This is a genomic window from Actibacterium atlanticum (genome assembly GCF_000671395.1).
Taxonomy (GTDB): domain Bacteria; phylum Pseudomonadota; class Alphaproteobacteria; order Rhodobacterales; family Rhodobacteraceae; genus Actibacterium_D; species Actibacterium_D atlanticum.
Genome location: NZ_AQQY01000001.1, coordinates 282,724 through 301,179, shown reverse-complemented (window position 1 = coordinate 301,179; position 18,456 = coordinate 282,724). Strand labels below are relative to the sequence as shown.

The window sequence follows — 18,456 nt, the reverse complement described above, 5'->3', positions numbered from 1 at the left end:
CATCTTGCAGGCGCCCTTTTTTCATGGTGTAAAGCCCCATGCCAGTGAGTTTTCGTATCTTCCCGCGCCGAGGATTGGTCTATGTCCGTTACGACGGCGTGGCGCAGATTGACGAAACATCCGAGGCCTTTGCCGCCTATGCGCAGCACCCCGATTGCCAGCCCGGACAAAAGCAACTGGTCGATCTGACCCACCTGACCGGCTATGACGAAGACTACGTCAAACTGATGCAGGTGCAGGCGCAAAAGGCCGATGTTTTGGCGCAAGGCCCGGTAGAAACTTTGATGATCTATCACGCCACCACTGATATCGCCCTCAGGGTTGCCCATTTGGCCAAACGGTCATGGCAGGATGTGGCTGGTATGGTCACCGTTGTGACCCAGGACGAGGCCGAAGCGCTGTCTTTGCTTGGCCAATCAGAACGAAGCTTCAGCGCTCTGCTAGAGCAAATGGCCTGATCCACAGCCAGCTACACCTTGTAACACCGCGCTTTTCCTGCTGAAATCAGGACAAACGGGGGATAAGTTCTTGGCCCAAACGCCTGCCTTCACCATTGGGATCGAAGAAGAGTACCTTCTGGTCGATCAGGACAGTTGCGCACTGGCTATGGCGCCTGCTGATCTGATGGAGCGCTGCCAGAAAGAGCTGGAAGGCCAGTTCAGCCCCGAATTCCTGCAGTGCCAGATCGAGGTGGGCACTCAGGTCTGCCAGACAGTCTCCGAAGCGCGCGAAGACCTTGCCCATTTGCGCCGCACCGTCAAACGCATTGCCAAAGACTATGGGCTGGCGCCCATCGCGGCCTCGTGCCACCCGTTCGCCGACTGGAAAGAACAGCACCACACCGACAAGCAGCGCTATAACGAGCTGTCCAAAGCCTTGGCCGGCGTGGCAAGACGTATGCTGATCTGCGGCATGCATGTGCACATCGGGATCGAGGATAAATCCGCCCGCATCGACCTGATGAAGCAGCTGACTTATTTCCTGCCGCATCTGTTGGCCCTGTCTACCTCTTCGCCGTTTTGGGGCGGGATTGATACAGGACTGAACTCCTATCGCCTAACGGTGTTTGACAACCTGCCCCGCACCGGCCTGCCACCGCGCCCGGCCAGTTGGGATCACTATCAGAACATGGTTCAAACCCTGATTGATCTGGAACTGATCGAGGACAGTTCGAAAATCTGGTGGGACCTGCGCCCTTCTGCGCGGTTTCCAACGATTGAATCGCGGATTTGCGATGTCAGCCCGCGTCTGGAAGACGCGCTTGCGCTGGCGGCACTGACCCAGTGCATCACCCGGATGCTGCACCGTCTGGCGCAACGCAATCAACAATGGCGCCTGTATGACCCGTTCCTGATCGCCGAAAACCGCTGGCGCGCGCAACGATATGGCATTTCCGAGGGCCTGATTGATCTGGGTGAGGGTCAGATCAAGCCGATGAAGCAATTGCTGGACGAGCTGTTCGAACTGGTCGCGCAAGATGCCAAAGCCTTGAAATGCCAAGACGAATTGCATCGCGCCATACGTATCATCGAAGATGGCACCAGCGCAGACCGCCAACGTACCGTTTTCGAACAGGCCTTGCAAAACGGTGCAGAGCACAAAGACGCGCTGCGTGCCGTTGTGCGCCTTTTGATCGACGAGTTCGCCGAAGACCTTTAACACCCTGCAATTGCGCAAAACGATTTAGCACAGCATCGCCTTGCCCTTACCGCGCGCAGTTGCAATCCTTCATCCGAATATATGCAGGCAAAGGGAGGGCCAGCATGGATTTCGCGCTGAGCGAGGAACAGACCGCAATTTTTGACATGGCACAGGCCTTTGGTGCCGAGGCTATCGCCCCGCATGCTCAGGCTTGGGAGGCAGAGGGCACTATTCCGCGCGACCTATGGGGCCAGGCCGCGCAGCTGGGTCTGGGCGGAGTCTATGTTTCGGAAGAATACGGAGGTTCGGGCCTATCTCGGCTGGACGCCACCCTTGTGTTCGAAGCTTTGGCAATGTCCTGCCCCTCGGTCAGCGCGTTTCTGTCGATCCACAACATGTGCGGTGGCATGATCGACAAGTTTGGCTCTGACGATCTGAAATCCACATACCTGCCGCAGCTGTGTACGATGGACAAGGTGTTCTCTTACTGCCTGACCGAACCCGGCGCGGGCTCGGACGCTGCAGCGTTGCGCAGCAAGGCAGTGAAAACCGACGCTGGCTATACCCTGACAGGCACCAAGGCGTTCATTTCGGGTGGGTCTTATTCTGATGCCTATATCGTGATGTGCCGCACGGGCGCGGACGGTGCCAGCGGGATATCGGCGCTGATCGTCGAAGATGGCACCGACGGCCTGAGCTTTGGCGCGCAGGAACATAAAATGGGCTGGAAAGCGCAGCCGACCTGTCAGGTTCAGTTTGACGCATGCCCCCTGCCCCATGATGCATTGCTGGGCGACGAAGGTCAGGGCTTTGTCTACGCCATGGCGGGGTTGGACGGCGGCCGATTGAACATCTCTGCCTCGGCCCTTGGTGGGGCGCAGGCTGCTTTGAACGCCACGCTGACCTACATGGGTGAACGGCAGGCCTTTGGCCGCAGCATTGACCAGTTCCAAGCGCTGCAATTCCGACTGGCCGAGTATGAAACCCGCCTGCAAGCCGCCCGGACCTTTCTGCGTCAGGCCGCGTGGAAACTGGACAGCGGCGCGCACGATGCCACCAAGTTCTGCGCCATGGCCAAACTGATGGTCACCGATGCCGCCTTTGACGTGGCCAATGGCTGTCTGCAACTGCACGGCGGTTATGGCTATCTGGCCGATTACGGGATCGAAAAGATCGTGCGTGATCTGCGCGTGCATCAAATCCTTGAAGGCACCAACGAAATCATGCGCCTGATCGTGGCGCGCCAATTGCTGAAAGACCGAGGCTGATGAGCGACGACATTCATATCCGCAAAGAGGGCCGCGCCGGGCGCATCACCCTGACCCGCACCAAGGCGCTGAACGCGCTCAGCTATGAGATGTGTTTGGACGTCGAAGCCGCGCTGGACAGCTGGCGCACCGATCCTGACGTCGCCGTGGTGCTGATGGATGCCGAGGGTGAGCGTGCCTTCTGCGCCGGCGGCGACATTGGTGTGATCTATGAAACCGGCATGGCGCAAGACTTTGAATACGGGCGGAAATTTTGGGCCGACGAATACCGGATGAACGCCAAGATTTTCACCTACCCCAAGCCCGTGATCAGCCTGATGCAGGGCTTTACCATGGGCGGCGGTGTCGGATTGGGCTGCCATGGCTCGCACCGGGTGGTGGGCGAAACCAGCCAGATCGCCATGCCCGAGGTGGGGATAGGGTTGGTCCCCGATGTGGGTGGTTCGCTGATCCTTGCCTTGGCACCGGGGCGGCTGGGCGAATATCTGGGCACCACCGCTGCGCGCATGGGGCCTGCGGATGCGATCTATGCCGGGTTCGCGGATCAGTTCATCCCGCAAGACGCATGGCCCGCATTGATTGATGATCTTGTATCTAATGGCGACGCAACCGCCGTGGAACGTGCCGCGACCACCCCACCCGACGGCACGTTGCAGGCTCTACAGCCGCAAATCGACGCCCATTTCGCCGGGCAAACTTTGGGTGACATTGCGCGCTCGCTTCAGGCAGAAGACTCTGAATTTGCAGCAAAAACGCTGAAATCCCTGTCCCGTAACAGCCCGCTGGCCATGGCCTGCGCAGTGGAACTGGTCCACCGGCAACGCGGCAAAGGCTCTATTCAGGCCGCTCTGGCCGAGGAATACCGCTTTACCTACCGCGCGGCGGAACAGTCCGATTTGCTCGAGGGCATCCGGGCCAAGATCATCGACAAGGACAACGCGCCGAACTGGCGACATAGCGGGCTGGAGGCGGTCTCGGGCGCAGATGTGACCCGGCTAATGCTGCCTTTGGGCAAAGATGAACTGAATTTGACGGAGGAAGCAGCATGAAGATCGGTTTTATCGGCTTGGGCAACATGGGCGGACCGATGGCCGCCAATCTTGCGGCGGCGGGTCATGATGTCTCCGGATTCGATCTGACGGCACCGATGCCCACTGGTGTGACGAAAGCCGATAGTGCTGCGTCGGCCGCTTCTGGGGTCGACGTGGTCATCACCATGCTGCCCAACGGCGCGATCTTGCGATCGGTCGCCGCCGAAGTGATCCCGGCCATGCAGGCAAACGCGGTGTTGTGTGACTGTTCAACCGTCGATGTCGACAGCGCCCGCGCGGTGGCCGATCAGGCCGCTCTGGCCGGATTGGGCGCGCTGGATGCGCCCGTGTCCGGCGGGGTTGGCGGCGCTTCGGGGGGCACGCTGACGTTTATGGTTGGTGGCGGCGCTGACGCTTTTGCGACCATCAAACCGCTCTTTGACATCATGGGCCAAAAATCGGTCCATTGCGGCGACGCGGGCGCGGGTCAGGCCGCCAAGATCTGCAACAACATGATCCTTGGCGTTACCATGATCGCCACATGCGAAGCCTTTGCACTGGCTGACAAGCTGGGACTGGACCGCGGCAAAATGTTTGATGTGGTGTCGACCTCTTCGGGGTATAGCTGGAGCATGAACGCCTATTGCCCCGCCCCCGGTGTCGGCCCAGAGTCGCCCGCCGACAATGGCTATCAGCCCGGTTTCGCCGCCGAACTGATGCTGAAAGACCTGCGCTTGTCGCAGCAAGCTGCGGGCAGTGCGGATGCCGACACGCCCATGGGGCAACTCGCATCGCAGCTCTATGAAACCTTTGTCGAGGCCGAAAACGGCCAAGGCATGGATTTCAGCGCCATGCTGCCCCGGTTTGAAAAACGAGGGCGCGATTGAGCTGGGTCACAACAGCGCCGGGACTGGAAGATCTGGACGCGCAAAGCCGCGCCAGCCTTGAGGCACTGCCTGTCGCAACCGTGCCCAAAGGTCAGACGCTGTTTTGCCCGGGCGAGGCTGCGCGCGGTTTTGTGGTGGTCTTACAGGGCCGGGTCGAGGTGTTTCTGACCGGCTCAACCGGACGCGACATTCTGCTTTATGCGGTCGAGCCGGGCGAAAGCTGTGTGCAGTCGACACTGGGCCTGCTGGGCGGCACCGAATACAGCGGCGAGGCGCTCACCGCCACCGACTGTCAGCTGGTCCTGATCCCGCGCGACACCTTCCTGACACTGATGAATGCCTCCCAACCGTTTCGCCATTTCGTTTTCGAAGCCTTTGCTGAACGCATGCAAGGCATGATGACGTTGCTGGAAAGGGTCGCCTTCCAAAAGGTTGAAAGCCGCTTGGCCGCAGCCCTTTTGAAAGGCGCCAAGGGCGGGCAATTACATATGACACATGCCGAACTGGCGGTGCAGATCGGCAGTGCGCGCGAGGTGGTCTCGCGCCGGTTGGATCAAATGGCCAAACGCGGGCTGGTACAGCTGGATCGCGGCTGCATTACCCTGTTGAACCCGGACCGATTGGCACAAATCGGCGCGTCTGATCACTAAATCCCGTGTTTGGTGACCTAGTCACCGACACTGTACCTCCAAAGCCCTAGACTCGGCCCATACGCCCCAACCCGGAGGCGTTTGAATAAGGAGATTCTCATGTTCAAAAAGAATGTCGGCAGCACCGACCGCGCCCTGCGCATCATCGTGGGCCTTGCCCTGATTGCAGGGTTCTTCATGACCAGCGGCAGCTATAGCTGGCTCTATCTGATCGGTATCGTGCCGCTTGTCACTGGCCTGATGTCCAGCTGCGCGCTTTACACGATCTTTGGGATCAGCACCTGCAAACTCAAGCAGGAGTAACCGGAGGGCCGGTGAACCCGGCCCTACTCCGCTGCTTTGCGGGCGATACCCAGCATATCGGCCAGATAGCGTCCGGTATGGCTTTCCGGAACCGTCGCCACCTTTTCTGGCGTACCCTTGGCCACCACCTTGCCACCGCCATCGCCGCCCTCGGGGCCGATGTCGATGATATGGTCCGCCGTTTTAACCACGTCCAGATTGTGTTCGATCACCACCACCGTATTACCCTGATCGACCAGTTCATGCAGCACTTCGAGCAGCTTTTTGACGTCTTCGAAATGCAGCCCGGTGGTGGGTTCGTCCAGAATATACAGCGTCCGGCCCGTCGCGCGTTTGGACAGTTCTTTTGACAGTTTCACCCGCTGTGCTTCGCCACCCGACAGGGTCGTCGCCTGCTGGCCGACCTTGATATAATCAAGACCCACGCGGGAAAGCGCCTCCATCTTGTCACGGATACTCGGCACAGCTTTAAAGAACTCTTTGGCGTCCTCCACCGTCATGTCCAGCACATCGGCGATGGACTTGCCTTTGAACTTCACTTCCAACGTTTCGCGGTTATAGCGCGCGCCGTTGCAGGTCTCGCAGGTCACGTAAACGTCTGGCAGGAAATGCATTTCGATCTTGATGACGCCGTCACCCTGACAGGCCTCGCACCGGCCACCTTTGACATTAAAGCTGAAACGCCCCGGCTTATAGCCGCGCGTCTTGGCCTCGGGCAGACCGGCAAACCAGTCGCGGATCGGGGTGAAAGCACCAGTATAGGTCGCAGGGTTAGAGCGCGGCGTGCGCCCAATCGGGCGCTGGTCGATGTCGATCACCTTATCCAGATGCTCCAGGCCCTCGATCCCCTCACAAGGCGCTGGGGTCTGACGCGCCCCATTGAGCCGCATAGAGGCCGTTTTGAACAGTGTTTCAATTGTCAGGGTCGACTTGCCGCCGCCCGACACGCCGGTGACGCACACAAACTTGCCCAGCGGGAAATCGACCGTAATGTTTTGCAGGTTATTGCCCGACGCTTTCTTGACCCGGATCTTCTTGCCATTGCCCTTGCGGCGGGTCTTGGGCACCGTGATCTCGCGTTTACCCGACAGGTACTGCCCGGTCAGCGAGGCGGCGTCTGATGCGACCACCTGAGGCGTGCCGTGCGACACGACCTGACCGCCATGCACACCCGCACCCGGGCCAATATCAAAGACGTAATCGGCCTCGCGGATCGCTTCTTCGTCGTGTTCCACGACGATCACGGTATTGCCCTGATCGCGCAGGTTTTTCAGCGTGGTCAGCAAGCGGCCATTGTCGCGTTGATGCAGGCCAATCGACGGCTCGTCCAGCACATACAAAACCCCCGTCAGGCCCGAGCCGATCTGGCTGGCCAGCCGGATGCGCTGGCTTTCTCCGCCCGACAACGTACCGGATGAGCGCGACAGAGACAGGTATTCCAGCCCGACGTTGTTCAGAAATCCCAGCCGCTCGCGGATTTCTTTCAGGATGGCACGGGCGATTTCGTTCTTCTGCGCGGTCAGGCTGGCGGGCACGGTTTCACACCACGCATAGGCCTCGCGGATCGACATCTGCACCACCTGACCCACATGCAGCCCGGCTATTTTTACGGCCAGCGCTTCGTCGCGCAGACGATAGCCATCACAGGCGCCGCAAGGGCGATTATTCTGATAGCGTTCGAACTCTTCGCGTATCCAGTTGCTGTCTGTCTCGCGGTAGCGGCGTTCCATGTTCGGGATCACGCCTTCGAACACGCGGGTGACCTCGTATACGCGCCCGCCTTCGTCATAGCGGAACCGGATTTCCTCGTCGCCCGAGCCATAAAGAAACACCTGCTTCACATGCGGTGCCAGATCGCGCCACGGGGTGGTTTTGTCAAACTCGTAGTGCTTGGCGAGCGCCTCGATGGTTTGCAGGAAATAGGGCGACTTGCCCTTGCGCCACGGCGCCAAAGCGCCATCGGCAATCTGCAACTGCGGGTCAGGTACAACCAGCCGTTCGTCAAAGAACAGCTCTTTGCCCAGCCCGTCACATTCGGGGCAGGCGCCAAAAGGCGCGTTGAAGGAAAACAGGCGCGGTTCGATCTCGGGGATGGTGAAGCCACTGACAGGGCAGGCAAAATTCTCGGAAAACGTGGTGCGTTCCGGGTCGCCCTCTTTGGGTGCTGTTTCCAAAATGGCAATGCCATCTGCCAGATCCAGCGCTGTGCGCAGGCTGTCGGCCAGACGGGTTTCCAAACCCTCGCGCACGACGATCCGGTCGACCACGACGTCAATGTCATGGCGAAATTTCTTGTCCAACTCGGGCGGGGTATCCAGATCGTGGAATTCACCATCGACCTTGACCCGCTGAAAGCCCTGCTTACGCAGTTCCAGCATTTCCTTGCGGTATTCACCTTTGCGGTCGCGCACGATGGGGGCCAGCAAATAGGCGCGGGTCCCCTCCTCCATCGTCATGATGCGATCAACCATATCCTGCACCTGCTGGGCTTCGATCGGCTCGCCGGTGGCAGGGCTGTAAGGCGTGCCGACACGGGCAAACAACAGCCGCAGATAGTCGTAAATCTCGGTGACGGTGCCGACGGTCGAGCGCGGGTTCTTCGATGTGGTCTTTTGTTCAATCGAAATCGCGGGCGACAACCCTGCGATATGATCCACATCCGGCTTTTCCATCATGTCCAAAAACTGCCGCGCATAGGCGCTGAGGCTTTCGACATAGCGCCGCTGCCCTTCGGCATAGATCGTATCAAACGCCAGGCTCGACTTCCCCGAGCCCGACAGCCCCGTGATCACCACCAGTTCATCGCGCGGAATATCCACGTCGATGCCCTTTAGGTTATGCTCACGCGCACCGCGTACTTCGATCTGTTTCAGCTCGGCCATCGTCTACCCTCACACCAATTCTTAATAGATAGTTGAGCACGGCCGAAACTCCAACAAAAAAACAGGAACAATCCGCGAACAAAAAGCATGTTGCTGACAGTTCACGCCACTCTCCTAAGGCGCGCTTTTGCGGGTATTAAATCCCGCTATAGGCGATCACTGGAAGCAATGCTAAGAAAAGGCATTAACCATTTATTTAGGATTCCCAAATGACGTCCATTACCCTAAACGCCGCCCAAGTTGAGGGCTCGGAAATTACCGAAGAGCATTTTGGTATTAATGCCACCGCAGACTATCAGGAATTCGACTATAACTTCGTGAATTCCGTCTACGAGCTGATGGGTGTTGAAACGGACGAGCACGGCAACATCATAAGTATCAACGATGACGCGCTGAACCTTACGACGATCCGCTATCCCGGCGGGGTCGAAACAGAGCGGCATTTTGATCTGGTGAACTATGACAACATCACCTGGGTCAATGAAGATGGTGTCACGAAAGAGTTTATCGGCCTGACAGAATTCACCAGTTTCTGCGTCGATCTAAACATCCAGCCGGTCATTGTTATTCCCATCTCCGAGCTCTTCTATCTGAACGAAAATGGCTATGCTAAGCCCAATGAAGACATGGAAGAAACCCTGAAGGCCTTTGTCAAAGATACGATGGCAATGATGGGCGACGTCGGGGTGGCCGCTTTCGAACTGGGTAACGAGTTTCCAGCAGTCCCCCGCGACCCCGATGGCGATTCATCGAACACTTTGTCAGGCTATGAATATGGTGATGTGGCAAGCTGGGCGGCGCCGATCATCCAAGAAGCCATCGATGAATACAACGCGGAGAACCAAATTGATCCCTCCGTGGAAGAACCCGACATTATTGTTCAGTTGATCACGTTTAGCCCAGAGGCAACAGACCATTGGACCGAAGAAAAGCTGGCGCAGTATAACGACAGCATTCTGTACGAATTTAGCGCAGAAGAGCTGGCCGCGGTCGACGGCGTCACTGCGCATTTCTACTTCACGGAAGACAAATTCGTAGGCGATCCCGACCACGAAGAACGTGCTCACACGTACGACAATATTGACCGCGCAATGGACCAAGTCTTTGAACCGTTGGATGACTGGGAAACCAAAGCAGGCAAAGAGTTAGACCTGTATGTCACTGAATGGGGGGCACATTTCAAACTCGAAGAAGGGGTGGACTCCCACAACTACACCGGTTTGCGTAGCATCCCCCTGAATCTAGAAATGTTCACCCAATATCTGACGCACGGGGCCGACAGCTTGATCTATTGGCCAATGCAATTCCACGCAACGTCCACCAACGCAAATAACGGGGATGTGAACTTCATCGGAGATTTCTTCACCCTGCTCGAAAACAAGACGCTTGGGATGCAGGCGATGGATACCGGCGTTACGAACACATCGCTCGATGTTCACGCTTTCACAGATGGCGATACGGCGGTGATCTTTGTGTCGTCACTGCAGTCCGCCACGCAAGAGGTCGACCTGGACTTTGCCGCGTTATTCCCAGACGTTGACAGCTACACTGTGACGACCATCGGCGTGGATCCGGACTCAGTTGACGGCTACTATAAAAACGACACCCAAGACGACTACAATTGGGCGGCTGAATCGGAACCAGACGCAGCCATGCAGTTAACCGAAGAGGGCAGCTACGCTGGCGCAGCCCCCGTCTCGTTTAATCTGGATGGCTATGAGGTCGTCATGATCGAATTCGAATTGGGTCAGGCTGGTGAAACCATCAATGGCACCGCCCAAAACGACACCCTCTACGGCACCGATGGCATCGACGAGATCTTCGGCAACGACGGTGATGACAGAATCTACGACGGCGCCGGAAGCGATATTGTGTATGGCGGCGCAGGCAAGGACCGGTTCTATGCGGGTGACGGGGCTGACAGTTATGATGGCGGCGTGGGCCTGTTGGACGAAGTCCGATACACCACCGCCGCAGAGGGCCTGACCATTGACCTGAGCGATCCCTTCAGCGGCACCGGAATCGCCCGAGGCGACAGTTTCGTCAATGTTGAACGCCTACGCGGGTCTGAGTTCGATGATGTGGTAATTGGCGGGTCCGGTGTCGCGATCATCAACGCTGAAGCTGGCGATGATGTCATCGTTGACGGTGCGGTAAAGAACTACCTGACGGGAGGTGACGGGGCAGACACGTTCCAAATGATCGCCGGCGATGGCCATGAAGATCGCATCTTTGACTTCACCCTCAGCGAAGACACGCTGGACCTGAGCCTTTGGGGCGTGGGCGATCTGAGCCAACTGACCTTTACCGAAGGCGCAAACGGGACCTACCTGCTGATCTCCTTCGAAGAGGAAAGCGTGCGACTGAACGGCTATTCCGCCGCCGATATAGCCTCTTTCGATGAAACGGTCTTCGTGTTTGACCCCAATGCGCCAACTGGTGACGGGGTGGTTGTGGGGACTTCGGGTAACGACGTCATCGACAGCAGCTATGTCGATCAGGATGGGGACACGATCAACGATCTGGGCCAATTGATACAAGCGGGTGATGGCAGCGACACGGTCTTTGATGGCGCGGGTGATGACATCGTCGAAGGCGGCGCCGGGCGCGACTATTTCTTTGCTGGGGACGGCGCGGATGCCTATGACGGTGGCAGCGACAATAAGGATGAACTTTGGTACACCACCTCGCTTTCTGGTCTGACCATTGATCTGGGTGATGCGTCCAACAGCACCGGCATCGCCGCGGGGGATACGGTCACCAATGTCGAACGGGTTCGGGGCACCGACTATGATGATGTGATCATCGCCGGCAGCGGCGTGACCAACATCAAAGGGTTGTCGGGGAACGATCTGCTGATCGACAGCGATGCCGCCACCAAAGAGTATTTCACCGGCGGGGCGGGTGCAGACACATTCCGGTTTGTTTCAGGCGATGGCCAAGAGGACCGCATCTATGACTTTTCTGTGGCCGAAGACATGATTGACCTAAGCCTTTGGGGGGTCACATCGCTGGATGATCTGACGATCAGTGCAGGCGGGTCCGAAACTTACCTGATCATTGAATACGGAGATGAACGTATCCGCGTGGACGACTATGGCAGCGCGGATATCGCCGCATTCGATGAAAACGTGTTCATTTTTGCCTAGGCGGCGCGCCACCGCGACAATGGTTCAATCACTAAACTAAAGGCCCCACGCACTGCACGGGGCCTTTCATTCATACGCGTCGATCAGAAGTGCAATGCACGACCATACGCGTCCAGCACCGATTCATGCATCATTTCGCTGAGCGTTGGGTGCGGGAAGACAGTGTTCATCAAGTCTTCCTCGGTTGTTTCCAACTGACGCCCCACAACATAACCCTGAATCATCTCGGTGACCTCGGCGCCGACCATGTGCGCGCCCAGAAGTTCCCCGGTTTTCGCATCAAAAACGGTCTTAACCAGACCTTCCGGCTCTCCCAGTGCAATGGCCTTGCCGTTCCCAATGAACGGGAAGCGGCCTACTTTGACGTCATACCCCAGCTCTTTCGCCTTGGCTTCGGTATAGCCAACGCTTGCCACCTGAGGGTGACAATAGGTGCAACCGGCGATGCTTTCGGGTTTGACCGGATGGGCATGCTTGCCCGCGATCAGCTCGGCCACCATGACGCCTTCATGGCTGGCTTTATGTGCAAGCCAAGGGGCACCAGCGATATCGCCAATGGCATAGAGGCCATCGACGCCGGTGCGGCAGAATTCATCGGTCACGACATGGGTACGGTCGATTTTCACGCCCAGCTCTTCCAGGCCAAGACCTTCAACATTGCCCACAATCCCAACAGCCGAAATAACGGTGTCATACTCTTCCTTGATGACTTTACCGCCAGTTTCGATATGCGCGGTCACCTTGCCTTTCCCGCGATCCAGCTGCTTGACCATGGCTTTTTCCATGATGGTCATGCCCTGTTTGGCAAAGGCTTTTTTGGCGAAAGCACTGATCTCGGCGTCCTCGACGGGCAACACGCGATCCATCACCTCGACCACCGTCGTATCGGCACCCAACGTGTTGTAAAAGCTTGCAAATTCGATACCGATAGCACCCGAACCGATGACCAGAAGCTTCTTGGGCATGCGCACCGGATCCAACGCGTGCTTATAGGTCCAGACCAAATCACCGTCGGCCTCAAGCCCGGGTAATTCGCGGGCACGGGCACCGGTCGCCAGAACAATGTTCTTGGCGGTCAGCTCTTGGGTGCCTTTGTCGGTTTTGACCGAAACCTTACCCTTGGCCGGAAGCGTCGCTTCCCCCATGACCACATCAATCTTGTTTTTCTTCATCAGGTGACCGATGCCGCCCGACAGCTGGCCCGCAACCGCGCGCGAGCGCTTTACGACGGCCTCCAGATCATAGCCGATCTTATCTGCTTTCAGGCCAAACTCTTTGGCGCGATGCATCAAGTGGAACACTTCGGAACTACGCAACAGCGCTTTCGTTGGGATACAGCCCCAGTTCAGGCAAATCCCGCCCAGATGCTCGCGCTCAACGATAGCCACTTTCTGACCAAGCTGGGCCCCGCGGATCGCAGCAACATAGCCACCCGGCCCTGCTCCGATAACAATCAGGTCATAGTTTTTGGCAGCCATTTTATCCTCGTGATCCATGGGTCCTGAAAAAGTAGTTTGACATTAAACTATTTTTCCAGAAGCCTCAACACACCACACAGTCCCCACCGCTAGTTTTCGCGCACGGAGTTGATTTATTTGGTGATTTAGTCAGATTCTGACTTCAGTTCCTCGACAATTCCACCATAGCCGCTCTGCTCAAGGAAGTTTTTCTCGTCTTCTGAAGAGCATCGTGCCAACGCGTTGTTCCGATAAGGGAAACGGCCAAACCGCCGGATCACGCGGCGATGGGCACGTGCGTGCAACAAGTTCGAAGCGCCCTCTTTGGGCATGCGCGTCAAAATCAGGCGTACGCAACGATCCTGATCCGTCAGGCATTCAGAATGCATCAGGGGCAGATAAAAGAACTGCCTTTCGGGTTCGTCGATCTTCATGTCAAACCCGACGTCGACAGCATGTTTGGCCACCGCCCGCGCACGCGGGTCCGTCGCGAACGCCCGCGGATCTTCGCGAAACATATTCCGCGGAAATTGATCCGTCACCAGCAGATAAGCCAACGCCCCACGCGGATCCGACGTCCACTCGTGAAGGCCACCATTCAGGGCCTGTGTCCACAGGTCCATGTATGTGTCGCGGATTTTTTGATCCAAGGCTTCGGTGCTTATGTACCAGCCCTTTGGGCCCACCTCTGACAGCCAGAATTCGATGACTTCGTCTATAACGCTCATCTTGTTGCTCCTCCTCTGGAATTTCAGCGTCTCAAAACCCTTCCGGGGCCGCAAGAGCTGATTTTGCAAAAGAGAAGCTGTTCGGCAGCGTCCTGTAGGGCGCCGACAACTTAGGGAATCAACAACGAGGCATCGCCATAGGAAAAGAAGCGGTAGTTGTTGCGCACCGCATGGTCATAGACCTGCCGCATCCGATCCATTCCCATCAGCGCTGAAACCAGCATCAACAAGGTTGATTTGGGCAAATGGAAATTGGTCATCAGCGCGTCTGTGATTTTGAACTGATAGCCGGGGGTGATGAAAATATCCGTTTCGCCCTGCCAGGCGAGCATGGTTCCATCATTCTGCGCCGCGCTTTCGATCAGGCGCAGAGCGGTAGTACCCACCGGGATCACCCGCCCTCCGGCAGCGCGGGTCTGGTTCATCTCGGCTGCGGCCTGCGCGGTGACCTCGCCCCATTCGGCATGCATCTTGTGCGTGGCGATGTCATCAACCTTCACCGGCAGGAACGTCCCCGCGCCCACATGCAACGTGACCTCGGTAAACTGCACGCCGCGCGCGCGCAGTTTATCCAGCAAATCGGCATCAAAGTGCAACGAGGCCGTGGGCGCAGCCACAGCCCCCGAATGGCGCGCAAATACGGTTTGGTAGTCATCCTTGTCCTGCGCATCCGCCGGGCGTTTTGCCGCGATATAGGGGGGCAGCGGCATCGCACCCGCCTGTGCCAGTGCCGCGTCGAAGTCATCACCAGACAGGTTGAAATCCAGCGTAACCTCTCCCTGACCCAAAGCCTGCACCCGCGCGGACAGGTCGTCTGAAAAAACGATCTCCTCCGCCGCTTTCAACTTGCGCAGAGGCTTGGCAAGGGCGCGCCACCCGCCTTGGGCCGTCGGTTCCAGCAAGGTAATTTCAACCTTGGCTTCCACCAGCCCCTGCTCTGTTTCGCGCAGGCGTCGCCCAAACAGACGCGCCGGGATCACCTTGGTATTGTTCAGGATCAGACGATCCCCCGCGCACAAAAGGTCTGGCAGGTCATAGACATGCAAATCCTCTGTGCGCGTGCCCTGCGCCACCAGCATCTTTGCCGACGGGCGCGGTTTTACGGGCCGGGTGGCAATCAGCGCCTCGGGCAGGTCGAAATCAAAGTCAGAAAGTTTCACTGCGGCAGCTCCGGCGGGGGCGAACGGAAAATTTCGCGGAATATTCCAGGGGTGAACAGCGACAAAGGATTCACACGCACCCGCGGCGCGTCCGGGTTCCCTTTGATCGAGTAGTTAAAGCCAAACAGCCCCTCGCCCCGCTTACTGATCACGCGGCCCACACTGTTGACCACATATATCGGAGACACCACGCCCTGCATGTCCAACCAATTCTTGCCGAAGTCATAAATCCCTTCCATCGAGATCCCCAACGAGGGTCCGACGGCGCTGCCGGATTTGACTGTTAATCCGGCGGGCGTCAAGCCAAAGCGCATGTCGACCGTGGTAAACACCAGCCCTTCGCCGGTCATCATTTCCAGCAGGCCAACAATCGAAAGGGCGCTGAGCAGCTCGGCCAAAGCGGGCGCATCACTGACGCGGGTATTGTTCACCAACAAACGCCCGTCATAAGCGCCCTGCGCGGCGCGCGGGGTCAGCTGCAAATTCATCTCGCCACCGTTGGATTTCTCAAAAATCCCAGCGCCGCGCAAAACGCCACCAGCATTGTTAGAGCGCACCCGAATGGCAGGACCTTGCTCGGCCGGGGTCAAAGAAACGCTGAGCGGTGCGCCCCCAATGGTCGCGGTGAAATCTCCCCGCAGGCCGCCGCTCTGCAACAGAACGCCGTTCACATTGCGCAGAGCAATGCCGTTGGACACGGTCAGACGGTCCAAAGCAAGATCAATCTGGGCGCCCGCGCTGCCACTGCCTGCCCCGCCACCGCTTAACAGCGAACTGCGCCGCAAGTCGATGCTGCCGCCGGTCAGGGCGGTGCGCAAAGGCTGCCCGGCACCCTGCCCGGTGATCTCCACTGGTGCGTCCAGCCATCCGCCCAATCGCACCCGCTCAAACTGTAACTCCTGCAGGCTGCCATCTTCGCGCAGATTGACGCGCCCGCCCTGCGCCTCAAGTCCCGAGGCCTCGAGCTCCAAGGTGTCGACGGTTGGGACGGGCCCCAAAGTCCCTGCGACCTGCAATCGCCCTGTGGCATTGCGGGGTTTTGACCAGCCGATGCTGGGCAAGGACAGTCCGACCCTGTTCAGATCAGAACTCAATGCAAACGTCGCGGGCGCACCTTGGGCAAGATCCAGCGTGATATCCCCTACCCCTTCGCCCAGAACCGTGCCCTTTGGCAGGCCAATCTTAAACGCATCTACCGCTGCCTGTGACAAGGCGACGGTGCCCTCCACCCGGCTTTGGCCCTTATGTTCTGGTCCAATGCGCTGGCTCCACAACCCCTGCACCGGAATGCCATCCAGCGTGGCCTGCCCGCCAATCGTGACTTCCGTCGTATCAGCGCGCAGCTCGAGCGTTCGCGCTGCCAGCACCCGCCCCTTCACCAGCTTGTCTGACCGCACATTTATAAGCGTCCCGGCGACGGTATAGTCCACATCCTTAGGCTGCGTGCCTTTGACGAATGGGACCTTCAGCTTTGCAACCGTCCGCGCCCGTCCCTCGGCCAGATCAGGGGTCTGTCCGGCGCGTGTCATGATCTGAAACGGCGGCAGATCCAGCAGGGACAGCATCGCCTGTAACCCACTTTCGGTTTTCAGCGTAATTTCACCTCTGGCCGGACGCTGACGGATATCAGGTACATGCACGACCGTGCCCGCAGCCTCGACCAGCCCGCCCTCTGGGGCGGTGACCTGACCGCTTTCCACCACCAGTGTAAAACTGTTGTCGGCAATCGAACTGTACCCAGCACCATTTTCAACCGGCGGCATCGATTTCATGAACCGCACGGTTGCATCGCGGAATTCATAGGACAGGTTCGCCACCGGATCGACACCGGGCTTCAACCGCAAAGCCGCTTTGACGTCATGGATTTCCCCACCATGAACGTTGTTTTCCACCCAAGTGCGGGTCTTGGGGACAAGGTTGACCGGCCACATCCCCAGCAAAGCGGCTTCGGTGATTTGGTCCAGTTGCAGATCAACCGCCACCTGCCAGCCATCTGATCGGGCACTAATCGTCCCCGCGCCGCGATACTGCGCGCCTTCTGGGTCAGACAATTGCACCTGCCCCAAAGTCACGGTGAACGGATCCAGCGCCAGTTTCAAATCCACCGCGCCACTTTCAAACCGGGCTGGCTCGGCAAACACGCCTTCGGGGGTCAGGATCAACTCGCGCAGGCGCATCTGCGTCACCAGACTTGTCGGCCAGCCATTCACCTGATCACGCAAATAAGCATGCCCTTCCGCCGATGCCGTCAGCGCCGCCGTGCTGAGCGACATTTCATCAATGGTGATTTTGTCGTTTTCCGGGGCATAGCTGAAATAGGCCTTGCCCTGATCGAACCGGATCGGCGCCGCCTCTTGGACAGGGCGCAATGCTCCAGACCCGATCTCAAGAGCGGCGCTCAGCGGTGCCAAAGATCCATCCGCATTCACCCCGGTGCGCACCGCCCCTGAAATCGGTGCATCAATCACCGTCAGAAACGCCAGCGCCGGGGATTGGGTGGCAATGTCCCCCGCTGGCAAGTCCGAAAAGTTCGTCGACATGTTAGATGTCAGCTCGCCTTTGACCTTGTCGAACGTAATAGCGACCTCTGATGGCGCCCCCTGAAGCCCATCAAGAGAGAAAAACAATTGCATATCAACGTTTTGATCATCCTGGCTCAGCGCCAACAGACCGTCAAAAATTTGCCATTCGCGCCCCGCGCGCGCATCCACATAGGTCAGCCCCAGCGCATCCGCTGAAATGTAATCGACATTGGCCAGTGCGGGCACTTCCAAAGCCGCGTCGATCTGCTCCAGTACCTGCGCAATGGTCGGGGCCTCGACCACCTCAACGGTCTCCCCCAAGGCCAGATCGAATTCACCGTTTTCATCGCGTCGCAAAAGGAATTGAGCCCCCGTCAGTTCGACACTGCGCAGCTCTACTGCACCACGCATCAACGCGTCTCCGGCAAGGGTCACATGAACCTCGGGCACCTGCACCAACGGGCGACGGTTCATATCTGTCAGCAACAGATCACGCATCAGAACGCGGGGGGGATTTTGGCGCGAAAACTCGACATCCAGCGCCCCGATGGTCACCGACGCGGGCGCCAAAGAGGCGTTCAGACGGCTCTCAACCCGGGCGCTGACCCAATCGGGCATTGATAAGGTGCGTTCCGTCAACGATAACACCGCCAGCATGAACACTGCCACCAGCAACGCCGTGCTCAACAACAGCCAGATGCCAAAGCGTCTGGCCCGTCGTCGTCGCGGCGGTTTTGGTGTCTGTTCGTCGGTCATCGCCAATACGGCACCTCTGTGC

At 58.2% G+C, this 18,456-nt stretch carries 13 protein-coding genes; 8 read left to right on the top strand and 5 right to left on the bottom strand.

Features of this window, described 5'->3' with window-relative positions; genetic code table 11:
- The first annotated feature begins 38 nt into the window (after window positions 1-38).
- The 7 genes from ATO10_RS01490 to ATO10_RS01460 all read left to right on the top strand — a co-directional run bounded on the left by ATO10_RS01490 (window position 39) and on the right by ATO10_RS01460 (window position 5,780).
- Complete coding sequence (locus ATO10_RS01490; protein ID WP_035247083.1) at window positions 39-458, top strand: hypothetical protein; 420 nt, start codon at window positions 39-41, stop codon at window positions 456-458.
- A 70-nt stretch (window positions 459-528) separates the two neighbouring features.
- Window positions 529-1,659: a carboxylate-amine ligase gene (locus tag ATO10_RS01485; protein WP_035247080.1), complete on the top strand. Its 1,131-nt coding sequence runs from the start codon at window positions 529-531 to the stop codon at window positions 1,657-1,659.
- Window positions 1,660-1,763: 104 nt separating this feature from the next.
- Window positions 1,764-2,909 carry an acyl-CoA dehydrogenase family protein gene (locus ATO10_RS01480; RefSeq protein WP_035247077.1) on the top strand — a complete coding sequence of 382 codons (1,146 nt, stop codon included), beginning with the start codon at window positions 1,764-1,766 and terminating at the stop codon, window positions 2,907-2,909.
- Window positions 2,909-3,958 (top strand): enoyl-CoA hydratase/isomerase family protein, encoded by a 1,050-nt coding sequence (locus tag ATO10_RS01475; RefSeq protein WP_035247075.1) that lies wholly within the window; start codon window positions 2,909-2,911, stop codon window positions 3,956-3,958. The genes ATO10_RS01480 and ATO10_RS01475 overlap by 1 nt, the downstream gene beginning before the upstream one ends.
- The gene (gene mmsB, locus ATO10_RS01470; RefSeq protein WP_035247072.1) at window positions 3,955-4,827 is read left to right on the top strand and encodes a 3-hydroxyisobutyrate dehydrogenase; all 873 of its coding nucleotides are present in this window, start codon (window positions 3,955-3,957) and stop codon (window positions 4,825-4,827) included. Before ATO10_RS01475 ends, mmsB begins: the two co-directional genes overlap by 4 nt.
- Entirely contained in the window at window positions 4,824-5,477 is a 654-nt protein-coding gene (locus ATO10_RS01465; protein ID WP_035247069.1) for a Crp/Fnr family transcriptional regulator, read from the top strand. Before mmsB ends, ATO10_RS01465 begins: the two co-directional genes overlap by 4 nt.
- Before the next feature lie 99 nt (window positions 5,478-5,576).
- Window positions 5,577-5,780, top strand: a complete 204-nt coding sequence (locus tag ATO10_RS01460; protein WP_035247066.1) for a YgaP family membrane protein — start codon at window positions 5,577-5,579, stop codon at window positions 5,778-5,780.
- Window positions 5,781-5,803: 23 nt separating this feature from the next.
- On the opposite strand, the gene uvrA is transcribed toward ATO10_RS01460, so the two are convergent.
- Window positions 5,804-8,662 carry an excinuclease ABC subunit UvrA gene (uvrA, locus tag ATO10_RS01455; RefSeq protein WP_035247063.1) on the bottom strand — a complete coding sequence of 953 codons (2,859 nt, stop codon included), beginning with the start codon at window positions 8,660-8,662 and terminating at the stop codon, window positions 5,804-5,806.
- 209 nt (window positions 8,663-8,871) lie between these two features.
- Between uvrA and ATO10_RS01450 the strand changes: the two genes are divergently transcribed.
- Entirely contained in the window at window positions 8,872-11,811 is a 2,940-nt protein-coding gene (locus ATO10_RS01450; protein ID WP_035247059.1) for a calcium-binding protein, read from the top strand.
- An 83-nt stretch (window positions 11,812-11,894) separates the two neighbouring features.
- Here ATO10_RS01450 and lpdA read toward each other — a convergent pair whose 3' ends face one another.
- The 4 genes from lpdA to ATO10_RS01430 all read right to left on the bottom strand — a co-directional run bounded on the left by lpdA (window position 11,895) and on the right by ATO10_RS01430 (window position 18,434).
- Window positions 11,895-13,289 (bottom strand): dihydrolipoyl dehydrogenase, encoded by a 1,395-nt coding sequence (lpdA, locus tag ATO10_RS01445; RefSeq protein WP_035248256.1) that lies wholly within the window; start codon window positions 13,287-13,289, stop codon window positions 11,895-11,897.
- A 125-nt stretch (window positions 13,290-13,414) separates the two neighbouring features.
- Window positions 13,415-13,996 (bottom strand): DUF924 family protein, encoded by a 582-nt coding sequence (locus ATO10_RS01440; RefSeq protein ID WP_035247056.1) that lies wholly within the window; start codon window positions 13,994-13,996, stop codon window positions 13,415-13,417.
- Window positions 13,997-14,106: 110 nt separating this feature from the next.
- Window positions 14,107-15,156: a tRNA preQ1(34) S-adenosylmethionine ribosyltransferase-isomerase QueA gene (gene queA / locus ATO10_RS01435; protein WP_035247054.1), complete on the bottom strand. Its 1,050-nt coding sequence runs from the start codon at window positions 15,154-15,156 to the stop codon at window positions 14,107-14,109.
- Window positions 15,153-18,434 (bottom strand): YhdP family protein, encoded by a 3,282-nt coding sequence (locus ATO10_RS01430; protein WP_035247051.1) that lies wholly within the window; start codon window positions 18,432-18,434, stop codon window positions 15,153-15,155. Before ATO10_RS01430 ends, queA begins: the two co-directional genes overlap by 4 nt.
- Window positions 18,435-18,456 lie beyond the last annotated feature (22 nt).

Bases quoted from the DNA above. Each gene is read 5' to 3' on its own strand.
- lpdA (WP_035248256.1), bottom strand. From the start codon at position 13,289: ATGGCTGCCAAAAACTATGACCTGATTGTTATCGGAGCAGGGCCGGGT.
- mmsB (WP_035247072.1), top strand. From the start codon at position 3,955: ATGAAGATCGGTTTTATCGGCTTGGGCAACATGGGCGGACCGATGGCC.
- uvrA (WP_035247063.1), bottom strand. From the start codon at position 8,662: ATGGCCGAGCTGAAACAGATCGAAGTACGCGGTGCGCGTGAGCATAAC.
- ATO10_RS01490 (WP_035247083.1), top strand. From the start codon at position 39: ATGCCAGTGAGTTTTCGTATCTTCCCGCGCCGAGGATTGGTCTATGTC.
- ATO10_RS01430 (WP_035247051.1), bottom strand. From the start codon at position 18,434: ATGACCGACGAACAGACACCAAAACCGCCGCGACGACGACGGGCCAGA.
- ATO10_RS01450 (WP_035247059.1), top strand. From the start codon at position 8,872: ATGACGTCCATTACCCTAAACGCCGCCCAAGTTGAGGGCTCGGAAATT.
- ATO10_RS01475 (WP_035247075.1), top strand. From the start codon at position 2,909: ATGAGCGACGACATTCATATCCGCAAAGAGGGCCGCGCCGGGCGCATC.
- ATO10_RS01460 (WP_035247066.1), top strand. From the start codon at position 5,577: ATGTTCAAAAAGAATGTCGGCAGCACCGACCGCGCCCTGCGCATCATC.
- ATO10_RS01480 (WP_035247077.1), top strand. From the start codon at position 1,764: ATGGATTTCGCGCTGAGCGAGGAACAGACCGCAATTTTTGACATGGCA.
- ATO10_RS01440 (WP_035247056.1), bottom strand. From the start codon at position 13,996: ATGAGCGTTATAGACGAAGTCATCGAATTCTGGCTGTCAGAGGTGGGC.